This window comes from Roseibium sp. LAB1, assembly GCF_054658235.1.
The window spans coordinates 1906975-1927393 of sequence record NZ_BAAGIB010000001.1; the positions used below are offsets into that span (position 1 = coordinate 1906975).

Consider the following 20419-nt stretch of genomic DNA (forward strand, 5'->3'; position numbering starts at 1 on the left):
TTCCGGAAAAGCGAGGTGCAAGGTGCACGTGTCCGGAATGACGCCCAGGCGAAAGCCCGGGCGCACAGTTCCGATGAACGTCAGCCCATCGCCCAGGGGCCGTGGTAGCCGCCGCCGTCCTTGTCGGTGCGTTCGAAGCCGTGGGCACCAAAGAAGTCGCGTTGCCCCTGCAGCATGTTGGCGGTGGAGCGGCCGGTGCGCATGATGTCGAAATAGGAAAGTGCCGCGGAAAGCGCCGGAACCGGCAATCCGTGCAAGGCCGACTGGGCAACAACCTGGCGAAGCATTGCTTCGGTTTGCTTCAGCTTTGCCGAGAAGAACGGCGCCAGCATCAGGTTGCGTTCGGCATTGTCGGAGAGCGCGGACGACATGTCGTTCAGCATGGACGAACGAATGATGCAGCCGTTGCGCCAGATCCTGGCGATTTCCGGCAGGGGCATCGCCCAGCCATATTGCTTCGCTGCTTCCAGGATCAGACCGAAGCCTTGCGCGTAACAGATGATCTTGCCGGCAACGAGGGCTGCCTCCAGTGCATCGATGGTCACGGCTTCGCGGTCCATGCCGCTCGGGGCCGCGCCGAATTCGGTTTCGCCTTCCTTGCGCTCGTCGTACCGCGCGGACATGTTGCGCACGGCAACCGCCGCCTCGATGGCGCTTGCCGGGGTGCCCAGCATCAGGGCCTCGATGGCCGTCCAGCGGCCAGTGCCTTTCTGGCCGGCCTTGTCCAGGATGATGTCGAGCATCGGCTTGCCGGTGTCCGGATCCGCTGTCTTGGCTACCTTTCCGGAAATTTCGATCAGGTAGGACTGCAGGATGCCGCCGTTCCACTTCTCGAAGACATCACCGATTTCCGACGCCGACATGCCAAAACCGTCACGCATGACCCCGTAGACCTCGGCGATCATCTGCATGTCGGCATATTCGATGCCGTTATGGACGGTCTTGACCAGATGACCGGCTCCGGCTTCGCCAAGATAAGCAGCGCAGGGTGCGTCTTCGTGCTTGGCGGAAATCGCCTCCAGAATGTGGCCGACCTGATCCCAGGCGTCCTTGGCGCCGCCGCCCATGATGGACGGGCCGAAGCGCGCGCCTTCCTCGCCACCCGACACGCCGATACCCATGAAGCGCGGGCCTTTTTCGGCCGCGTCTGCCGCACGACGGTTGGTGTCGTGGTAGTTGGCGTTGCCCGCATCGATGATGAGATCATCGGCATCGAGCAACGGCCGCAAGGCTTCGATCTGCGCATCGACCGCTTCACCGGCCGGGACCATCAGAATGACCGCGCGCGGGGTCTTGATGGCGGCAACGAACTCTTCCAGCGTCTTGGTCGGCACGAGTTTCGGCGCAAGTTCACCGGCCTTTGCCATGAACTGGTCGGTCTTCTCCGTGGTCCGGTTGAACACCGCGATCTGAAAGCCATGTTCGGCAATATTGAGCGCAAGGTTGCCACCCATGGTACCGAGACCGATCAGGCCGATTTCCGCGGCCGCGCCGTTTGAGCTCATGAACATGCCTTTCATAAATCGATTAATGTCTGGTGGGGCGGTGATAGCCGACAAGCAGCCCAACGGCAACGTCTGGATAGGGCATGACCGTGTAAAATCCGGTCAGCCGAAAGCACTTGCCAGATGATCCACCAGCAGGCGGACGCGCCTGGGGATGAACCGGCGTGACGGCAGGACCGCAAAGAGCGACAACTCCGGCAGGTTGACCGGACATGAAGCCTCGACCATGCGCCCCTCAGCCAGGAGATCGACACACATCGATTTCGGCAGAATACCGGCCACACCGCCTTCCAGCACCAGGGCTCGGGCAAGCTGCAGGTTTCGGGTCCTGTAGAGAGGTTCCGCATTCTCCAGCCCGGCCTCTCCAAGCACCTCGGCGGGATCGATCACCCGTCCTTCCTTGAGCAACGCGTCGAACGTCGCCTCTTGCGACAGATCCGGACGGACGACAAGGACCATGGAACTGGACGCGATTTTCCGCACGATGACGCTCTCCGATGAAACCCGGTTGCCGCGAAGGGCAAAGTCGAACCGCTCGCTTGTCAGGTCCACAGGGCGGTCGCTGACGTGAACCTCGATATGGACATCCGGATAACGCACATTGAAGCTGGCCATCGCCTCTGCCAGAACGTCCAGTGGCAGATCGACCGGAACGGACACGCGCACCAGACCTTGCGGTGCCTGCGCCGATTTCAACTGTTCACCCGCCTCTTCCAGATCCTTCAGGGCCGGCTGTACCTTTGCACGGTAGGCCTCGCCCTCTGCCGTCAGCCGAACCTGCCGGGTTGTGCGCTGGAACAGGGCAACACCTAGTTCCTCCTCCAGGGCCTTGATGCGCGCCGTGACCGTCGATCTCGGCAGATCGAGCCGCCTGGCGGCAGCGGCAAAACTGCCTTGGCTGGCGACTTCGACAAAGGTTTCCAGATGAGCGAGTGTTGTCATTAAGCGAAATTATCAGTCAGACTGTTTATTTTTACACAACTACTCCGAACAATGGCGGTGGTCTACCTCAAGTGCACTCTCAACGGCACCAAGAGGTACTTCCATGAAACGGCGCAGTTTTCTGAAATCAGCCGGCGCGATGACACTGACTGTTCCGGCAGGTCTGGGCAGCGTATCAGCCGCACCCGCAAAACCCGCGACTAGATCTCCACGGCTCGACATCACCTGGCTGGGCGGTGCAACGATGCTGATCGAATGCGGTGGTCTGACCCTACTGACCGACCCGGCCTTCGGCGAAGGTGATGAAGCCTACCAGATGGGAGATCCCAACAAGATGTTCGATCTCGCCAAGGGGCCCGACGTCGTGCCACACAAAAGATTGACCCCGTTTCGGGGTGTTGCTCTTTCTCAGGTAGATCAAGTCCTGCTGTCCCACTTGCACGAAGACCACTTCGATCAGAAGGCGGAAAGCGCGATTGCCCCGGACATGCCGCTCTTCGCGCCCACTCATGACCGGGACAGGTTGACCGCAAAAGGGTTCACCCAGGTCCAGGTGGCCAACTGGATGAAACCTCACTCGATCACCAAGGGCGACGTCACTCTCTCGCTGACCGCACTACCTGCCGAACACTCGGAAAACCCGGAGATTGCCGCCCTGCTCGGCCCCGGCAACGGATACTGGCTGGAGATCCGCCAGGGCGACTGGGCAAAGTCAGTCTATTGGACCGGTGATACCTTCCCGACGCCAAATGTCCTCGACGCGCTCAAGGGCTTCGGATCGCCGGACGTGTTCATTCCACATCTTGGCGGCGTCGGCACTTCAGGACCCCTCGGGCAGATCAGCATGGGCGCAACTCATACCGCAGATTTCGTTGATAGGCTCCAGCCGGGCAAGGTACTGCCGATCCATCACTCCACATATGCGCTTTATCTCGAACCTGTCACCAGCCTGCCGACGGCACTTGCCGGCAAGACGCAAGGGCTCGACCTGGTTTCGGAAGGCACCTGTGTCAGCTACCTTTGACCACACCAGAACACTGCCTTCCCGCGTCGCGACATCGACGCCGGAAGGCGAAATTTTCTCAAGCGTGAATTAAATTAGCCGGCTAATTCACCCGTAAAAATACCGGCTGACCGAATAAAACTGTCATGTAGAGCTGATAGGCGATCTTCATCCGCAACCCTTTTGCTGCTCTGTGCAAAGGATCTGTCACATGAAAAAGCTTCTGATTGCAGCCGGTCTTCTGGCCGCGGCATCCGCCTCCGCTTACGCCGAAGATGTTACCGGCAAGCTCGTGCTCTACACCTCCCAGCCGAACGCCGACGCCCAGGCAACCGTCGATGCCTTCACCGCGGCGCATCCGGGCGTGGACGTGGAGTGGGTGCGTGACGGCACCACCAAGATCATGGCAAAGCTGCTGGCCGAATTCGAAGCCGGTGCACCGAAGCCGGACGTGCTGCTGATCGCCGATATGGTGACCATGGAAAGTCTGAAGCAGGAAGGCCGCCTGATGGCCCATGAGGCCGTTGATGTTTCCGCCTACGATCCGGCGATCATGGACAAGGACAAGACCTACTTCTCCACCAAGCTGATCACCACCGGCATCATGTACAACACCAATGCGCCGATGAAGCCGACGTCCTACAAGGACCTCCTGAAGCCGGAAGCCAAGGACAAGCTGGCCATGCCGTCGCCGCTGACCTCCGGCGCCGCGACCATCCACATGACCGCGCTGACCTCCAACCCGGACCTCGGCTGGGCCTATTATGAAGGCCTCGCAGACCAGGGCGCCAACCCGCAAGGCGGCAATGGCGGTGTCTACAAGGCGATTGCCGGTGGCGAGAAACTCTACGGTTTCGTCGTCGATTTCCTGCCGATCCGCGAAAAGGTGAAAGGCGCGCCGGTTGAGTTCGTTTTCCCGGAAGAAGGCGTTTCCGCCGTCACCGAGCCGGTCGCGATCCTCTCCACTGCGCAGAACCCGGATGCGGCCAAGGCGTTTGTCGACTTCCTGATCTCCGAAGACGGTCAGAAGCTCGCCGCTTCACAGGGCTACCTGCCGGCTCACCCGGGCGTCCCGGCCCCGGAAGGCTTCCCGGTCCGCGATCAGATCAAGCTCATGAAGTTCGATCCGGCCGACGCCCTGAAACAGGACCAGGCCAACAAGATGAAATTCTCCGAGATCTTCGGCGGCTAAGCCGGTCTACGCAAAACAAGTCCGGCCGCGCGGTAATCATTTCCCGCGCGGCCTTCCATTCTTCTCCCGTCATTCCGGACGAATGCAGCAATGCTGCATGCTGATCCGGAATTCGGAAATCATCATGAGCAGACCGAATACCTTTCCGTTTGGAATTTGGCCGCACCTCCGGCGCGAAATAAGTCAGGATTCCGGATCATCGCTCGGCTACATCTCTCTCGTTCGGAATGACTGCGGGAAGCAACGGTATATCCCTGTGCAATCACCAAGGCTTTCCGAAAAGACCATCCTCCTCGTGCTTGTTCTCGGTGCAACGCTGATCTGCGGCCTGCCGTTGCTGCTGTTGTTCAAAACCGGGTTGACGGGTGAGCACGGCCTGAACTTCGGCCCGCTTCTGGAAGCCATCCAAAGTCGGTCAGTCTTGCGCGCCTTGTGGCACTCAATCGAAAGCGGTTTCTGGTCTGCGGTTGCCGCAACCGTGCTGGGCACCGCGCTTGCCCTGCTGATCGGCCTCACCGACATTCGCGCCAAGGGGCTGCTGGTCTTCCTCATTCTGCTGCCGATGATGATCCCGCCGCATGTAACGGCAATTGCCTGGATCCAGGCACTCGGCCCGGCTAGCCCGGTGCTGCGCTGGCTTGGGCTGGAACCGGAACTCGGCTCCACCCATCCGCTGTATTCGCGTGAAGGTCTCGTCCTGTTGCTGACCTTGCAGCACAGCCCGCTGGTGTTCCTGCTGGTGCGCGCCGCGCTCAGGTCTTTCCCGCGCGAATTGTCGGACGCGGCCCGCGTTTCCGGGGCCGGAAGCCTGTTGATGCTGCGCCGGATCACTCTGCCGCTACTGGCCCCCTCGTTGCTGGCCGGCTTCGCCCTGGCGTTTGTGGCCGCGCTCGGCAACTTCGGCATCAACGCGCTGATCGGCATTCCGGCGCGCTACACCACCTTGCCCGTTCTGGTCTGGCGAAGGCTGGCAAGTTTCGGACCGGATGTCTTGCCCAACGTGGCGGTTATTTCGGTGATCCTCGCCGTCGTCGCCCTTGCTGCAATCCTGTTGCAGAGCCTTTTGCAGCGACGTCTGCGCACTAGCCTTATCGGCCTGCCGCAGGACCCACTGGCGATTTCCCTTGGCCGCAAGCGCCCCTTTGTTGAAGCTTTGCTCTGGGGATTTGTGGCATTTGTCCTGGTGCTGCCCGCCGCCTCGTTGCTGGCAACCTCCCTGGTCCGCACCTACGGCCTGACGCTTTCGTCCGAAACCTTGACCTTGGAGAACTTCTCCGAGGTGCTCTGGCGCCAGTCCGTTACCCTGCGCGCCTTCGCCAACTCCACCATCATCGCAGGATTTGCGGCGCTTGCCATTGCCGTCATCAGCCTGCTCATCGCCTATTTCCTGGCACACCGGAAACCGGCCCACCGAAGATGGGCGAGCCTTGTGCTGACACAGTCGGAAGTCGCCTTCGCCGTTCCCGGTCTGGTGATGTCGATCGCCTTCATCCTGGCGTTCATCAGGCCCTTGCCGCTGCTCAATGTCTCGCTCTACGGCACGCTCTGGATCATCCTGATCGCCTATGTCTCCGTCTTCCTGGCAGTCGGCCTGAAACCGGTTGCCGCCGCCTTTCTGCAAATGGACGGCTCGCTGGAAGATGCAGCAAGGGTCGCCGGGGCCGGCTTCTTCCGGCGCATGACGAAGATCTTCACCCCGCTCGCAGCCCCGGCGGCTGCCTCCGGAGCAATCCTCGTGTTCCTGACCGCATATAATGAGGTCACGGTCTCTGCCCTGCTCTGGTCCACAGGCAACGAGACCATCGGCACCACGATTTTCAATTACGAGGACGGCGGCTACACCACCTTGGCCGCCGCCATGTCGGTGATCGTCGTTGCGGCAACAATTTTCATCATGCTGACGATGAACGCATTGGCCCGAAAGGTGCCGGCTGGCACGATACCCTGGAAGGATTGAGGGGCATTCGAAGCTCTTGTCATCCCTGTTTGGCATAGCCATGACCGGGATGACAACAAGGAACAAAACCTACTCCGGCAGCACCCAGCCGCGCAGAATGTCGAGCCGCAGGACCTCGCCCGGCTCGGCCCTCCGGTGAAGCACCATGAGCAGGGGCGTGTCGAGGCCTTCAGTGCTGACAAAGACCTCCCAATACCCGCCGCGATAGATCATCCGCTCAACCCTTGCCTGAAAGCCGGAAGACCCCGTTGCCAGAACCACATGTTCGGGCCGCAGCAAGAGTGTCGCCGGCCCGCAGGAAATTCCTTGCGGACAGTCGACCACTGCCGAGATCTTGCCGAAGCGAACCTGCGCCTCACCATCCTCGGCCCGCTCCACCTCCACGGGCACAAGCGTGCTGCGGCCGATGAAACCGGCGACCTTTTTCGAATTCGGCTGGCGGTAAAGCGTGTCGGGATCCGCCACCTGCAGGATGCTGCCGTCCCACATCACCGCCACCTTGTCGGCAAGGGCCATCGCCTCGCGCTGGTCGTGGGTGATGAACAGCGTTGTCGCGCCACTCGCCCTGTGGAAGGCCGCCAGTTCCTCTTCCATTGTGCTGCGCAGATGCGGATCGAGATTGGCGAGAGGTTCGTCCATGAGCACGGTTGCCGCGTCTTGAGCCAGACACCGCGCCAGCGCCACCCGCTGACGCTGGCCACCGGAAAGGTCCGCAGGTTTGCGCTGCCTGAAAGGCGTCAGGGCAACCGTTTCGAGACACTCAGCCACACGGGCAGCAACACCGGCTCGCTTGACGCCCGCGGTTTCCAGCGGAAAGGCGACGTTTCCGGCAACGCTCATATGCGGCCACAACGCATAGGACTGAAACACCACACCCACCTGGCGTTGCTCGGGTGGCAGGTGCAACCCCTTGCCGGCAACGGCCTGCCCGCCGAGCATGATCTCGCCTTCATCGACTGGTTCCAGCCCGGCAATGGCGCGCAGCAGGGTCGACTTGCCACAACCGGAGGGGCCGAGCACGACGAAGAACGTGCCGTCCTCGATGGAAAGGGACACATTGTTCAGCGCCTTGTGGGCACCGAAAGACTTGGAAACGGAAGCAAGCTGGATGGACATGCCTCCCGTTAGCGCGCTCCCGTGACAGATTGATTACAAGCGCCGCCAACGGGCCTCATCGGCCACGAAGACGCAGCAACAGGTCGACTTCCTCTTCCAGCGCCCGGCCATAGGCCCGGGCCGCAGGGGCATTGGAATGCATCAGCGTTTCGTGCCGGAACAGGCAATAGGCTGCAAGGCACCAGTGATAGGCCGCGCGTTCCGTCAGGAAATGTTCGACGGTCTCCTGGTCCGGATAGCGCATCAGGAACATTTCCTCCGCATGGGCCACCAGCGGATGAAGGCCGTAAAGCGTTGCAAGGCCCGGTGAAACGAAGCAGGCGATATCCTCCACCGGATCACCGAGACCGGCAAATTGCCAGTCGATCAGCCGGGCGCCGTCCCCGGTCGCCTGGATCGTGCCGAGGCAAAAACTGCGATGGACCAGCGAGCGCTTGATCTCGCGTGTCTTCACCGCGTTGTCCGCCGGACGCGACCTTTTCAGGTTCGCCGCCTTCCGGCTGTGCGGGATAAGCGCCAGCATGGCATCGCCTCGCGCCAGCACTTCATGATATCCGGCCGGAACAGTCTGATGACCGGGTACCGGTTCGCTCAGGGCCGCAAAGCGCCCGATCAGTTCCGCGGCTTCGCCGACATCGATCTCATTGTCGATCGGGGTCGGATAGCCATAGATCAGCAGCGGCGTATTCGCCGGACTGTGGGTGAAGGCTTCCAGTTCCGGTGACAGGCCGTGCCGCGACAGAACGGCAAGGGCATCGGCCTCCTGCCGTGGCAAGGTCGGGTACAGCGGATTGTTCTCGTTTTCGGGGAAGAACTCCTTGACCACGTAGCTTCGACCGGGCGTGTCGAGGCGCCAGAACCGGGCCGTATAGGCAACCGGCAACGGCCGCAGGCGCGCCGCGGCCCAGTCTCTCACCGGCAGCAGCGTTTTCAAATAGGCCAGCAGGTCCGAATCCGACAGCAACACGCGCACCAATGCTCCCTGCGAAAAATCTCTTTGTTCTGATCGCTTTGAAGTCTCTTGCCGTCAAGCCCTCGATTGACAAGACCCCGGCAGGAAGCAGGTCACGGGAACCCGATGTCGGAGTTGAAGCACTGGCCGTCGTTCTGAGACTGCCCGCCGAAACCACCCTCTCAAGTAACGTCTGATCAGATGGCGCAGACCGGCCCGCATTCTGGCCTACCCAAGGCACAGGGCCCGGCTTCCAGAAAAGTGGCGGACGACATGACGCATGACATCGAAACGGCCTCCCTTGCCGAGACAGCTCCCGCACGTCGCGGCCGGCGGCGCAGAGGTGGCGAGAAAGCCGGTCCGGATCTCTTTCCGCAAAAGCCGTTCAAGCAGCCCCGGCACATATTCAAACCGCTTGAAGCCGTTTCCGCCGACGAACTGGAAGCGATCCACGACGCATCCATGCGTGTTCTGGAAGAAATCGGTATCGACTTCCTGCATGAGGAAGCCAAACAGATCCTGAAAGACGCCGGAGCCGACATCAAGCCGGGTGATGATCGTGTGCGCATGGACCGGGACATGGTGGAGGAGCTTGTCGCCAAGGCCCCGGCCGAATTCACACTCCGGGCCCGCAACCGGGCCCATGATCTGCAGGTCGGTGGCGATGCCCTTGCCTTTTCCTGCGTTGCCAGCGCGCCCAACGCAGTCGACCGCGACCGCGGCCGCCGTCCAGGCAACCAGGAGGACTATCGCAACTTCCTGAAACTGGCGCAGTTCTTCAACATCATTCACTGCGTCATGGGCTATCCGGTCGAACCCGTCGACATCCACGCCTCCGTGCGCCACCTCGACTGCGTTGCCGACATGCTGCGGCTGACCGACAAGGTCTACCACATCTATTCGCTGGGCAAGGAACGCAACCAGGACGGCCTGGAGCTGACCCGCATCGGCTACGGCCTCACCCGGGAAGAATTCGTCGAGACCCCGTGCGTGGCAACCGTCATCAACACGTCCTCGCCACTGAGGCTCGACACGCCGATGCTGCAGGGCCTTATCGAAATGGCCAGGGCCGGTCAGGTCTCCATCGTCACGCCCTTCACCCTTGCCGGGGCCATGGCTCCGGTCACCGTGGCCGGGGCGCTGACCCTGCAGAACGCGGAAGCCCTTGCCGGGATCGCCTTCGCCCAGCTGGTGCGGCCGGGCGTGCCGGTGGTCTATGGCGGCTTCACCTCCAATGTCGACATGAAATCCGGCGCGCCGGCCTTCGGCACACCGGAATACATGAAGGCGGCGATTGTCGGCGGTCAGCTCGCCCGGCGGTATCATCTGCCTTACCGTTCGTCAGGCGTATGCGCGGCCAATACGGTCGACTATCAGGCTGCGCTGGAAACCACCCTGTCGGAATGGGGTGCTATCAATGGCGGCGCGCATATCATCAAGCATGCCGCCGGCTGGCTGGAAGGCGGCCTCAGCGCGGGCTTCGAGAAATTCATCACCGACATCGACCTGTTGCAGAAGATCGCCGAATACCTGACGCCGCTTGACGTTTCAGAAGCGGCACTCGCCGTCGATGCGATCCGCGAAGTCGGTCCGGCGGGACACTTCTTCGGCACCCAGCACACCCAGGACCGCTACAAGGATGCGTTTTACGCGCCGATCGTTTCCGACTGGCGCAATTACGAAACCTGGGCGGAAGCCGGCAGCCCGACCGCCTATGACAAGGCGAACATGCTCTACAAGAAGGCTCTGGAAGCCTATGAACAGCCACCGCTCGATCAAGCCATCGACGAGGAAATCACCGCCTTTGTCGAAAGACGAAAGGCCGAGGGCGGCGCCCCGACCGACTTCTGATCATTTCACATTTAACGTTCGAACAAGGCCTGCCGCGCAAGAGCAGGCGCTTCCGGAGCAGATTGCATGAATACCCATACTCAGGTTGTTGTCATTGGCGGTGGCGTTGTCGGCTGCAGCGTTCTGTATCACCTGACCAAACTCGGCTGGAAAGACGTCACGCTGATCGAGCGGGACGAACTGACCTCCGGCTCGTCCTGGCACGCCGCCGGCGGCTTTCACACCCTCAACGGTGACCCGAACGTTGCCCAGCTTCAGAGCTACACCGTCGATCTCTACAAGGAGCTGGAGGAGATTTCCGGACAGTCCTGCAGCCTGCACCTGACCGGCGGCGTCATGCTGGCTGACACGCCAGAGCGAATGGACTTTCTGCGTCTTGCCCAGGCCAAGGGCCGTTATCTCGGCATGGATCTGGAACTGATATCGGTTTCCGAAGCCAAGAAAATGTTCCCGCTGTTGGACGAAAAGCATTTCATCGGTGCGCTCTGGGATCCGATCGAAGGCCATCTCGACCCGTCCGGCACCACTCATGCCTATGCCAAGGCCGCGCGCGTCAACGGTGCGACCGTCCTGCGCCACACCAAGGTGGAAGAACTGGTCCAGACGCCCGACGGCACCTGGGATGTCATCACCAGCAAGGGCACCATCCATGCCGAACATGTGGTCAACGCCGGCGGCCTTTGGGCGCGCGAATGCGGGCGCATGGTCGGTCTGGAGCTACCGGTTCTCGCCATGGAGCACATGTACCTCCTGACCGACGAAATGGAGGAAGTGACGTCCCACAACGAAGCCACCGGCAAGGAGCTGATCGGCGTGCTGGATTTCGGCGGCGAGATCTACACCCGCCAGGAAGGCAAGGGCGTGCTGCTCGGCACCTACGAACAGAACTGCCGCCCGTGGAGCCCGCGCCAGACCCCCTGGAACTTCGGCCATGAACTGCTGGCGCCCGATCTCGACCGGATCGCGCCCGAGCTGGAAGTCGGCTTCGAGCATTTCCCGGCCCTGCAGAATGCCGGCATCAAGCAGATCATCAACGGGCCTTTCACCTTCGCCCCCGACGGCAACCCGCTGGTCGGTCCGGTGCGCGGCCTCCGGAACTACTGGGTCGCCTGCGGTGTCATGGCCGGGTTCAGCCAGGGCGGCGGCGTAGGCCTGACGCTTGCCAACTGGATGATCAACGGCGACCCGGGCTACGATATCTGGGGCATGGACGTTGCCCGCTACGGCACGTGGGCAACGCTGTCCTACACCAATGCCAAGGTTCAAGAAAACTACCGCCGCCGGTTCCGTATCCGCTTCCCGAATGAGGAACTGCCCGCAGCCCGTCCGCAACAGACAACGCCGCTCTATGACAGGATGCTGGCCCAGGGCGCAGTCATGGGTGACAGCTGGGGTCTGGAGACACCGCTGTGGTTCGCTCCTGAAGGCGTGGAAGCCAGGGACATCGTCTCCTACCACCGCTCCAACGATTTTGAGCATATCGGCGCTGAGTGCCGGGCCGTGCGCGAGAGCGTGGGCGTAACGGAGACGGCCAACTTCGCCAAATACGAGATCACCGGTCCGGGGGCGGAAAGCTTCCTGTCGCTGCTGATGACCAACACCATGCCGAAGGTCGGCCGCATCATCCTGACACCGATGTTGAACGAGAACGGCAAACTGATCGGCGACTTCACCATAGCCCGGGCCAGCGAGCAAAAATTCTACATGTGGGGCTCGTCCCAGGCCGAGATCTATCACATGCGCTGGTTCGAGAAACACCTGCCCGAGGATGGCTCGGTGACGATCCGCGCAATCAATCTCGGCTGGGTCGGCCTGTCCATCGCCGGGCCGAACTCACGCAAGGTTCTGGAGAAGATCACCGGTGAAGACGTCTCGGGTGAGGCTTTCCGTTTCATGGACTTCCGCGAAATGGACGTCGCCAACGCACCCTGCAAGGTCAATCGCATAACCTATACGGGCGACCTCGGCTACGAAATCTGGATGGCGCCGGAGTATCAGCGCCAGGTCTATGATGCCCTGATGACGGCCGGGGCCGAGTTCAACATCGTCAACTTCGGCATGCGTGCCCTGCTCTGCCTGCGGCTGGAAAAGAACTTCGGCACCTGGTTTCGTGAATTCCGCCCTATCTACGGCGCATTCGAAGCCGATCTCGGTCGCTTCGTGAAGCTGTCCAAGGACGCTTTCATCGGCAAGGACGCGGCCCAGAAGGAATTCGACGAAGGACCGAAGCGCCTGCGTGTCAGCTTCGTGGTCGACGCCTCGGACGCCGACGTCATGGGCGACGAACCCGTCTGGCACGACGGCGAGGTCATTGGCTGGGTGACATCCGGCGGTTACGCCCACTTCCTGCGGAAATCCCTTGCGCAAGGTTACATTCCAGCGGACCTGGCAACAAACACGCAGGAAGGCGCCTTCGAGATCGAAATCCTCGGCGAGCGCCGCAAGGCGACGATCATCAGCGAGCCGCTGTTCGACCCGAAAGCCGAACGCATGCGCATGTGAGGACATGGACCAGCCGGGCACACCTGCCCGGCTCTGCGCCCGCCTCGGCGTACATCGTGTCGGAACACAGGCTGAAACTCATCGATGATTTCCTCGCATGGGGTCGTCCAATCTTCCCCCAGACATGCTGAGCCTCGTCTCTCACAACCTCATCCTGAGGAGTTTGGTGGGGACTGGCAGATTATCATGCGACCTAAGCAAACCGATGGCAGAAGCCAGTCGGCTAATCGGAACACGCCTGAAGACCGGCTCTCGACGTTTACTTCAACCGGATGATCTTCGGCCCGAGGGCGCGCACGTAATCGCTCTGGTTGGCGAACACCACCACGTTGGTCTCGGTCACTTCGGTCTGCTTCAGCTCCAGCGGCGTCTTGCCGTCCGGATTGACGATCACCTTGCGGGTCGGCGGAAGACCGCGGAACACCAGCACGCCGGCTTCCTTGGTGACGATGGCGCCGTAGGGTTCGTCATGGACAATGCGCGTCGTGCCACTTTCGGCCCGCGCTGCGGCTCCAAGGGTGATGCTCATGCCGGCTGCGGCCAGCAGGGTTTTGCAGAACGAATTCATGACACGTCTCGCTGTTAACGTTCCATTTACCATGAATCGTAACCGCTCGTTAACTTTTGCGCCAGAGGCCCTGCGGATTTGTCCCGTGAAACGCCAATTATGGTTAACGCGAAGGGTTGGCTTCAGACCGAGACGCCGTGGCTGAGATCCTTGAAACTTTCGGCAACATGCTTGGCGAACGCATGGGTGGCCTTGCCCGCATGGGCACGCTCGGCCATGAGAATATGGTAGTCACCGATTTCCGGCAGGCCATGCCGTTCATCCAGCGCCATCAAGGGTGCCTCGACCACACTTGCCGGAAAGGGTGCCACAGCAAGATCCGCCAGCAGCGCGGCCTCCTGACCGGCGCTGTGAAAGCTTGTATAGGAAATACGATAGGACTTCTGGGCGTCGTCCAGCGCAACGCGCGCGGCTCTGCGCCAGGGGCACCCGGGCGTGGAAACAGCCAGCGGCAACGGATCGCGCTCATAGGCGATCCCGCCTTCCAGCCCTACCCAGACCAGTGGCTCGGTAAAGACGATTGTCCCGCCCCGTGCCAGCGCAGTGCCCGGGCGGGCGGTAAAGAGCGCCAGATCCAGCTCTCCCTTCTTCACCTTCTCGTCCAGCATCGGGCTGCCCTCGAGGTGCACATCCACATTCACGCCAGGGTGGGAACGTGCAAAGCGCGACAGGATGTTGGGCAGGAACCTCGTACCGAAATCCGACGGTGCACCGAACCGGACTTCCCCTTCCACTTCCGGTGACAGGAACAGCGAGACCGCTTCCTCGTTCAGCATCAGGATCCGGCGGGCATATCCAAGCAGGGCTTCGCCCTCCGGAGTCATACGTACTGTCCGCCCTTCCCGGGCAAACACCGATACGCCGAGGATCGTTTCAAGTTTTTTGATCTGCATCGAAACTGCCGACGGCGTCCTGCCAACGAGCTCGGAAGCTTTTGAAAAACTTGACGTTTCTGCGATAACCAAGAACGTCCTGTAAAGATCCAGATCGATGAGCGGCATGCCTGTGCCGGGCAGCTTTTCCATATCCTGACACCTTGCGAGTTCAGATCAATATTTTTGAACGAACTGATGAATACAATTCGATTGATTGAACCACAAGACCCGCCCATATAGCAGGCAAGCGGCCTCGCGCTTAGTCAGCGAACCGCACTTTCTTGGAACAATCGAATATCTTCCGGATTGGGAACGCCATGACCTATCTTGCACAAGCCCTCGGCACCAATCTCATGGGTGTCGTCAGTGGACGCACCGCCGCAGAACTGGCACGCCTGAACCAGGCCCTGCGCCAACGCGAAATTCAGAAGGCGAAGACACGCTGATCTGACGACCTGAATGACTGTCGTTTGCCGGCCTGATGCCGGCAATCAGGCATCATTCCAAGGCGTCCGAAGCGAGCATCAGGCCAGCACGGGATAACCGAGTTCGGCCGCCTCGGCTTCCATTTTCAAGATCACCGCATAATCGTCCGCAGACAGTTTTGAAAAGCCGTGAATGCCAAGGCGTTCGCGGCTTTGTTGCGTTTCAGGTGCGGTGAACACCTTGGCAACGGCCTCGGTTACAAGGCCGAGTTCCGTATCGCTGAAGCGGCAGGACGTGATCAGAGGCAACCCCGGTGCGGAAGCCGTGCGGGCAAGCGGCCGCAGTTGCGCAGCCAGCTCTGGTATTTCCCGGCAGACCAGAGCCCAGCAAACCGCATCGATCGAAGCAATGTCTGCCTTGCCCGCCGCAACGGCCTTCAAGGACGCCAGGTGACTGCCGCTCTCGATCACTTCTGAAAAGAAGCGCCCCGAGACTTCAAGCTGCGCCACCGCATGCCGGAAGGTGTTCATGCCCGACTGGCTGTCAGAACCGTTGAAAACCGCACGTTGCCCGCGCAGGCTTTCCAGGCTCTTGTGGGAGCTGCCGCGCCCGACGATAAGCTGACTGCAGTATCGCGGGCCCTCACATCCTTCGGCATCGTAATGAGGTGTCCCAACGAGCCGGACTTTGTCCGCAAGACCGTGTGTCAGTGGATATCCGCAGGTCTGCGACAGGAGAAGGTCCGGATCTGTCCAGGCCTCCACAAGGTCCTGCCCCTCCAGCCAAGGCCGGATATCGCTTTCAGCCAGACCCAGAACGCGGCAAAGCGCGCCCTGGAGCGCGCTTTCAAGATCCCGCGTGGCACTTCGCACTTCCGGCCAGTCATACATCGGCAGACGGACGGCGAGAAAGGATCGTCCGGTCAAGACACCGCCTTTTCCGCGGCGGGAAATCCGCTTGTTTCCTTGTATTTGATCGGGTGCACAACGGGCTCCTTCACCTTGAAAAAATAGTGCCTGGCCAACTGGAAGTAGCTGGCAAAGACATAGCCGCCGTTCCGTTCCTGCCATTCCGTACGGGCGGCCCGGTAAAGCTGCGGCAGCTGATACCAGGGTGCACGTGGATTGGCATGATGAACAACGTGGAGATTATTGTTCAGAAACAGAAGCGAGAACACCGGGCAGAACTCGACGATGATCGAACGCGCCTCGGCCTGTTCGTGTGCCCGGTGTTCCGCGTAAGTGCGCAACATCAGCAGGCTCATTCCCGGATAGGCGACACCGAGGATGTAAAGCCAGAGCGGCATACCGCCAACCAGGGTGACAAACAGCAAAATCGGCACCAAACCGGCGAGATGATGTGCCCAGGCGCGCATGACGACCTTGTCTCCCGCCAGCATCATCCGGATCTCCGCCCCGACGAAACCGACCATCGACACAACAGGGCCGATCAGCAGACGGCCGAGAAGGGTGTTGTTGACCGTCAGGACAAGCTGGATTGGGCCAGGAAGCTTCTGCCAGTCCGCCCAGGCAAGATAGTAGCTTTCCGGGTCGTCATACGGATCCGTAAGGCGGTCGTTGTTGTGATGGCGCAGATGGAGAGACTTGAAGCGGCGATACGGCACGCATAGGCCAAACGAGCAGTAGACAAGGGCTTCGTTGAATGCGGGACTGCGTGTCGGGTGTCCGTGCAGAACTTCATGTTGCAGTGAGGATTGCAGCGTCACCAGGATCGCCGCCAACGGGCAGACCACGAAAGGGCCAAGCTCGGAATAGAACCCTATCATCAATAACCATGCCGACGACGTAGCCAGAATAAGAGCCAGTGTCGGCCACTCGCAGAGTTTAGCTCGCGGCAAGGAGGTCTCCAAATGTTTGAAAAATCGGCGCAAACCGATAAGAACCGGTTCAACTATGCGCGCCGCTCACGTTCAGAACAATTTGAGACTTGAGAACAAATTCCACGGAATTTCGCAAATTCATCATGATGTTTCTCATTGTAAACACTTGATGATTTTAAGCTGCAAATGCAGACTTTTTGAAAAGCCTGATGACCGGATCGGAACATCAATTGGCGGTTTTGCCGCTAGACAAAAAAGGGACTGTCCTCTGATCTTGGCCAATAGCCGGAAGGAAGGACAGCCATGCCAACATCGAACGAATCGCCGAGCCGTCACGACGTCATCATCATCGGCGCCGGCATCATCGGCTGCGCCATTGCCCTGTCACTCACGCGCAGGGGCTATAAAACGCTGAATGTCGACGCTTTGCCGGCAGCTGGTTATGGCTCCACCTCCAGCTCCGCCGCGGTGATCCGCACCTATTATTCCACCCGCGACGGCACGGCCATGGCGCTGGAGGGCTATTACGACTGGAAGAACTGGCAGGCCTATCTGGAGGCCGAAGACACAGGCGATCTGGCTCATTTCATCGAAACCGGAACACTGGTGATGAAAACGGCGTCCGACAACTACCAGAAGCATGTTCTGGAACATGCCGACGCCCTCGGCATCCCTTACGAGCACTGGTCGGCCGACCGCATCACCCAGGAACTGCCGGGCTACAACCTGGACTGCTTCGCCCCGGCCAAGACCATGGATAATGACGACTTCGGCATGCCGACCGGCGGCGCGCTTCAGGGCGGCGTCTTCTTCCCGGCAGGTGGGTATGTCGACGATCCGCAGATTGCCGCCCGCAATCTGAAGGATGCGGCTGCGAAGCTTGGCGCCCAGTTCCGCTTCAAGACCAAGATCGTCAAGATCCCGGTCGAAAACAAACGTGTCATCGGCGTTCTGACTGAAAACGGCGAACATATCCCGGCAACTATCGTCATCAATGTCGCCGGTCCGCATTCCGGCAAGGTGAACGCGTTGCTGGAAGGCGAGACCGGGCTGAAGATCGGCCACCGCCCGCTGCGTCAGGAAGTGGTCCAGATCGCTCCGCCCACAAATCTGAACTACTCCCGCGAAGGTCTGATCGTTTCCGACAACGACATCTCGGTCTATGTCAAACCGGGTGGTGGCGGCCAGTTGATGATCGGCAGCCAGAACCCGGCCTGCGATCCCCACCTCGTGGAAGATCCCGACGATTTCGCCATGGATCTCACCGACCGCGGTCTCACCTATGCCTATCGCTACTCCCAGCGTGTTCCCGAGCTGGGCGTCTCCCAGCATCCGGTCGGTGTGGCAGCGCTCTATGATGCCACGGACGACTGGCTGCCGATCTACGACCGCACCAATGTCGACGGCTATTACCTGGCCATCGGCACCAGCGGCAACCAGTTCAAGAACGCAACCGTCGCCGGGCGCCTGATGACCGAACTGATCGGATACTGCGAAGCCGGCAACGACCACGACACCAACCCTCTGCAATTCAAGCTGCAGCATGTCCCCCACACGCTCAACACGGCCACGTTCTCCCGCAAGCGCGCGCTGACGAAGGAAAGTTCATTCTCGGTGTTGGGGTAGACTTCCCGATTATCAAACCTCACTCAGGCCGCTCAGGCTACTCATCCCAATCAACCTCATCCTGAGGAGGACCACAAGCAAATCCGCCAAGAGACAAACCTGTCGATTTCCGCCGTGGTCGAATCGCGCGTTTCGGGGTAAGCAACCGGTTCTGATCCTGAAGGAGCGTTTCCGTGGCCTGGTCCCCGCAACAAGACGAAGCCCTGAAAGAAGCCGCCGCCTGGTTGAAGCGCGGCGACCGGCAGGTGTTCCGCCTGTTCGGCTTTGCAGGCACTGGCAAGACCACGCTTGCCCGGCATCTGGCAGAAGGCATCGACGGCGATGTATGTTTCGGTGCCTTCACCGGCAAGGCCGCCCATGTGCTGCGCCAGAAGGGCTGTGAGGATGCCGGCACGATCCACTCGCTGATCTACCGCCCGCGCTCGGCCAAGGAAGAAGAAGATCTCGACGACGATGACGACGACAGCGGCCCGCAGTTTGCCATCAAGCGGGACAGCCAGGCCTCGACAGCGAGCCTGATCGTCATCGATGAGTGCTCAATGGTGGACGAGGACCTTGGCAAGGACCTTCTGTCTTTCGGCACCCCGGTTCTGGTGCTCGGCGACCCGGCGCAGCTGCCGCCGGTCAAGGGTGGCGGTTTTTTCACCGAAGCCGAACCCGATGTGATGCTGACCGAAGTGCACAGGCAGGCTCAGGACAACCCGATCGTACGCATGTCGATGACCATTCGCGACGGCGGCCAGCTCGACTACGGCACGTTTGGCGAAAGCCGGGTGATCCATCGGCGCGACATAGACAAGGACCAGATCCTTGCCGCCGATCAGGTGCTGGTCGGCACCAACAAGACGCGCAGGCTTTACAATGCCCGCATCCGCGAGCTGAAGGATTTCTCGACACCCATGCCTGCTGTCGGCGACAAGCTTGTCTGCCTCAGGAACGACAAGACCAAAGGGCTCCTGAACGGCGGCCTGTGGACGGTCAAGCGGCTGCGTCCGCCGCGCGGCAATACGTTGCGCTTCGACGTCATGTCCGAGGACGAGCTGTCAAGAAACGCCGTCAAGGTGAAGGTGCTGCCGGCCATGTTCGAGGACGGTGCGGAAAGCATTCCCTATGCCATCCGGCGCAAGGCGGACGAGTTCGACTACGGCTATGCGCTGACGGTCCACAAGGCCCAGGGCTCACAATGGGACAATGTTGTCCTGTTTGACGAAAGCTGGGCCTTCCGCGAACACAAGAGCCGCTGGCTCTATACAGCGGTCACCCGCGCCGCCGAGCAGATCACTGTCGTAAGATAGGTGACGTGAACGGGGCCCCGGAAAGCTCCTGCATGCCACCGGTGGCAGGAAGGGCCTGAAGTCCCGTTTCGATAAAGGTTCTGAGATCCGTCTCGTTGCTGCCGCTGCGCCCGAGCAGGGCAATCGCCGAAAACTGTCCGTCGACAAAAGTTGCTGCCCGGTCGATATCCGTATCTTCAGGCATTTCGCCGACTGAAACCGCCTTCAGGATACGGTCCCGAATGGCCTTGTAGCGCGCGGCGCGCAGATTCATGACAACTTCCTGGTGCCGCTGTGCGCCATAGGTGCAATCAACCAGCGCATTGACCAGAAAACATCCCGCCGGCGTTTCCTTGTCCAGCGTCAGGTCCGCGACGGCACCCAGAAAATCCCGGAAGTCCTGGATCACATGTTTTTCGGCCCGTTTCAGCCTGGCAAAGACGGGACCGCCATAGGTTTCGAAATAATGCAGCAGCGCCTTTTCGAACAGCGCCTCCTTGTCGCCGAAAGCGGCATAAAGGCCAGGCTTGGCCATGCCTGACGCTTCGGCGAGATCGCTCATGGACGTGCCGGTATAGCCATTCTGCCAAAAGGCGATCATCACCGATTGGAGAGCGTCTTTGGTATTAATTTTTCTCGGTCGTCCACGCGCCATCGGTCTGCCCTCCTCATAACAAACCGTGTTAGCCGGTTATAAAAGCTCAAGAACCTAGAACCTCGGCAGGATGTGCACTCTTGCTACCGTGCGCACTGCCAACCAACCACGACATCCTGTTGAAAGAATAGCTGC

The 20419-nt window shown here is 60.5% G+C and carries 17 protein-coding genes; 8 read left to right on the forward strand and 9 right to left on the reverse strand.

Annotated elements, in window-relative coordinates:
• Window positions 1-80: 80 nt before the first annotated feature.
• Together gndA and ACYQ54_RS08940 are read right to left on the reverse strand one after the other, a co-directional pair.
• Complete coding sequence (gndA, locus tag ACYQ54_RS08935; protein WP_460081232.1) at window positions 81-1505, reverse strand: NADP-dependent phosphogluconate dehydrogenase; 1425 nt, start codon at window positions 1503-1505, stop codon at window positions 81-83.
• A 102-nt stretch (window positions 1506-1607) separates the two neighbouring features.
• Complete coding sequence (locus tag ACYQ54_RS08940; protein WP_460081233.1) at window positions 1608-2447, reverse strand: LysR family transcriptional regulator; 840 nt, start codon at window positions 2445-2447, stop codon at window positions 1608-1610.
• A 103-nt stretch (window positions 2448-2550) separates the two neighbouring features.
• On the opposite strand from ACYQ54_RS08940, the gene ACYQ54_RS08945 reads away from it, so the two are divergent.
• The 3 genes from ACYQ54_RS08945 (at window position 2551) to ACYQ54_RS08955 (ending at window position 6599) form a co-directional block, all read left to right on the forward strand.
• Window positions 2551-3471, forward strand: a complete 921-nt coding sequence (locus ACYQ54_RS08945; protein ID WP_460081235.1) for an MBL fold metallo-hydrolase — start codon at window positions 2551-2553, stop codon at window positions 3469-3471.
• Window positions 3472-3661: 190 nt separating this feature from the next.
• Entirely contained in the window at window positions 3662-4642 is a 981-nt protein-coding gene (locus tag ACYQ54_RS08950) for an ABC transporter substrate-binding protein (protein WP_460081236.1), read from the forward strand.
• Between the two features lie 256 nt (window positions 4643-4898).
• Window positions 4899-6599 (forward strand): ABC transporter permease, encoded by a 1701-nt coding sequence (locus ACYQ54_RS08955; protein WP_460081238.1) that lies wholly within the window; start codon window positions 4899-4901, stop codon window positions 6597-6599.
• Between the two features lie 69 nt (window positions 6600-6668).
• On the opposite strand, the gene ACYQ54_RS08960 is transcribed toward ACYQ54_RS08955, so the two are convergent.
• Window positions 6669-7715, reverse strand: a complete 1047-nt coding sequence (locus ACYQ54_RS08960; RefSeq protein WP_460081240.1) for an ABC transporter ATP-binding protein — start codon at window positions 7713-7715, stop codon at window positions 6669-6671.
• Window positions 7716-7770: 55 nt separating this feature from the next.
• Window positions 7771-8682: a phosphotransferase gene (locus ACYQ54_RS08965; RefSeq protein WP_460081241.1), complete on the reverse strand. Its 912-nt coding sequence runs from the start codon at window positions 8680-8682 to the stop codon at window positions 7771-7773.
• Between the two features lie 258 nt (window positions 8683-8940).
• Between ACYQ54_RS08965 and ACYQ54_RS08970 the strand changes: the two genes are divergently transcribed.
• Window positions 8941-10518: a trimethylamine methyltransferase family protein gene (locus ACYQ54_RS08970; RefSeq protein ID WP_460081243.1), complete on the forward strand. Its 1578-nt coding sequence runs from the start codon at window positions 8941-8943 to the stop codon at window positions 10516-10518.
• Window positions 10519-10584: 66 nt separating this feature from the next.
• Window positions 10585-13020, forward strand: a complete 2436-nt coding sequence (locus ACYQ54_RS08975) for a GcvT family protein (RefSeq protein WP_460081244.1) — start codon at window positions 10585-10587, stop codon at window positions 13018-13020.
• A 259-nt stretch (window positions 13021-13279) separates the two neighbouring features.
• Here ACYQ54_RS08975 and ACYQ54_RS08980 read toward each other — a convergent pair whose 3' ends face one another.
• On the reverse strand, window positions 13280-13588 hold the full coding sequence (locus tag ACYQ54_RS08980) for a hypothetical protein (protein WP_460081245.1): 309 nt from the start codon (window positions 13586-13588) through the stop codon (window positions 13280-13282).
• A 122-nt stretch (window positions 13589-13710) separates the two neighbouring features.
• Window positions 13711-14613, reverse strand: a complete 903-nt coding sequence (locus tag ACYQ54_RS08985) for a LysR family transcriptional regulator (RefSeq protein WP_460081246.1) — start codon at window positions 14611-14613, stop codon at window positions 13711-13713.
• 167 nt (window positions 14614-14780) lie between these two features.
• On the opposite strand from ACYQ54_RS08985, the gene ACYQ54_RS08990 reads away from it, so the two are divergent.
• Window positions 14781-14909, forward strand: a complete 129-nt coding sequence (locus ACYQ54_RS08990; RefSeq protein WP_460081248.1) for a hypothetical protein — start codon at window positions 14781-14783, stop codon at window positions 14907-14909.
• A gap of 78 nt (window positions 14910-14987) precedes the next feature.
• Here the strand turns inward: ACYQ54_RS08990 and ACYQ54_RS08995 are convergent, their stop codons facing one another.
• Window positions 14988-15815 carry a phosphate/phosphite/phosphonate ABC transporter substrate-binding protein gene (locus tag ACYQ54_RS08995; protein WP_460081250.1) on the reverse strand — a complete coding sequence of 276 codons (828 nt, stop codon included), beginning with the start codon at window positions 15813-15815 and terminating at the stop codon, window positions 14988-14990.
• Entirely contained in the window at window positions 15812-16747 is a 936-nt protein-coding gene (locus ACYQ54_RS09000; protein WP_460081252.1) for a fatty acid desaturase, read from the reverse strand. The genes ACYQ54_RS08995 and ACYQ54_RS09000 overlap by 4 nt, the downstream gene beginning before the upstream one ends.
• A 285-nt stretch (window positions 16748-17032) precedes the next feature.
• Between ACYQ54_RS09000 and ACYQ54_RS09005 the strand changes: the two genes are divergently transcribed.
• The gene (locus ACYQ54_RS09005) at window positions 17033-18355 is read left to right on the forward strand and encodes an NAD(P)/FAD-dependent oxidoreductase (RefSeq protein WP_460081253.1); all 1323 of its coding nucleotides are present in this window, start codon (window positions 17033-17035) and stop codon (window positions 18353-18355) included.
• Window positions 18356-18528: 173 nt separating this feature from the next.
• A complete protein-coding gene (locus ACYQ54_RS09010; RefSeq protein ID WP_460081254.1) occupies window positions 18529-19650 on the forward strand; it encodes an ATP-dependent DNA helicase in 1122 nt (373 codons plus the stop codon).
• Here the strand turns inward: ACYQ54_RS09010 and ACYQ54_RS09015 are convergent.
• Window positions 19634-20230 carry a TetR/AcrR family transcriptional regulator gene (locus ACYQ54_RS09015; protein ID WP_460081714.1) on the reverse strand — a complete coding sequence of 199 codons (597 nt, stop codon included), beginning with the start codon at window positions 20228-20230 and terminating at the stop codon, window positions 19634-19636. The two genes, ACYQ54_RS09010 and ACYQ54_RS09015, sit on opposite strands and share 17 nt — an antisense overlap.
• Between the last annotated feature and the right edge of the window lie 189 nt (window positions 20231-20419).

Coding starts and splice junctions, on each gene's coding strand:
- ACYQ54_RS08975 (WP_460081244.1), top strand. CDS start 10,585: ATGAATACCCATACTCAGGTTGTTGTCATTGGCGGTGGCGTTGTCGGC.
- ACYQ54_RS08980 (WP_460081245.1), bottom strand. CDS start 13,588: ATGAATTCGTTCTGCAAAACCCTGCTGGCCGCAGCCGGCATGAGCATC.
- ACYQ54_RS09015 (WP_460081714.1), bottom strand. CDS start 20,230: ATGATCGCCTTTTGGCAGAATGGCTATACCGGCACGTCCATGAGCGAT.
- ACYQ54_RS08985 (WP_460081246.1), bottom strand. CDS start 14,613: ATGGAAAAGCTGCCCGGCACAGGCATGCCGCTCATCGATCTGGATCTT.
- ACYQ54_RS08970 (WP_460081243.1), top strand. CDS start 8,941: ATGACGCATGACATCGAAACGGCCTCCCTTGCCGAGACAGCTCCCGCA.
- gndA (WP_460081232.1), bottom strand. CDS start 1,505: ATGAGCTCAAACGGCGCGGCCGCGGAAATCGGCCTGATCGGTCTCGGT.
- ACYQ54_RS09005 (WP_460081253.1), top strand. CDS start 17,033: ATGCCAACATCGAACGAATCGCCGAGCCGTCACGACGTCATCATCATC.
- ACYQ54_RS08990 (WP_460081248.1), top strand. CDS start 14,781: ATGACCTATCTTGCACAAGCCCTCGGCACCAATCTCATGGGTGTCGTC.
- ACYQ54_RS08950 (WP_460081236.1), top strand. CDS start 3,662: ATGAAAAAGCTTCTGATTGCAGCCGGTCTTCTGGCCGCGGCATCCGCC.
- ACYQ54_RS08945 (WP_460081235.1), top strand. CDS start 2,551: ATGAAACGGCGCAGTTTTCTGAAATCAGCCGGCGCGATGACACTGACT.
- ACYQ54_RS08960 (WP_460081240.1), bottom strand. CDS start 7,715: ATGTCCATCCAGCTTGCTTCCGTTTCCAAGTCTTTCGGTGCCCACAAG.
- ACYQ54_RS08940 (WP_460081233.1), bottom strand. CDS start 2,447: ATGACAACACTCGCTCATCTGGAAACCTTTGTCGAAGTCGCCAGCCAA.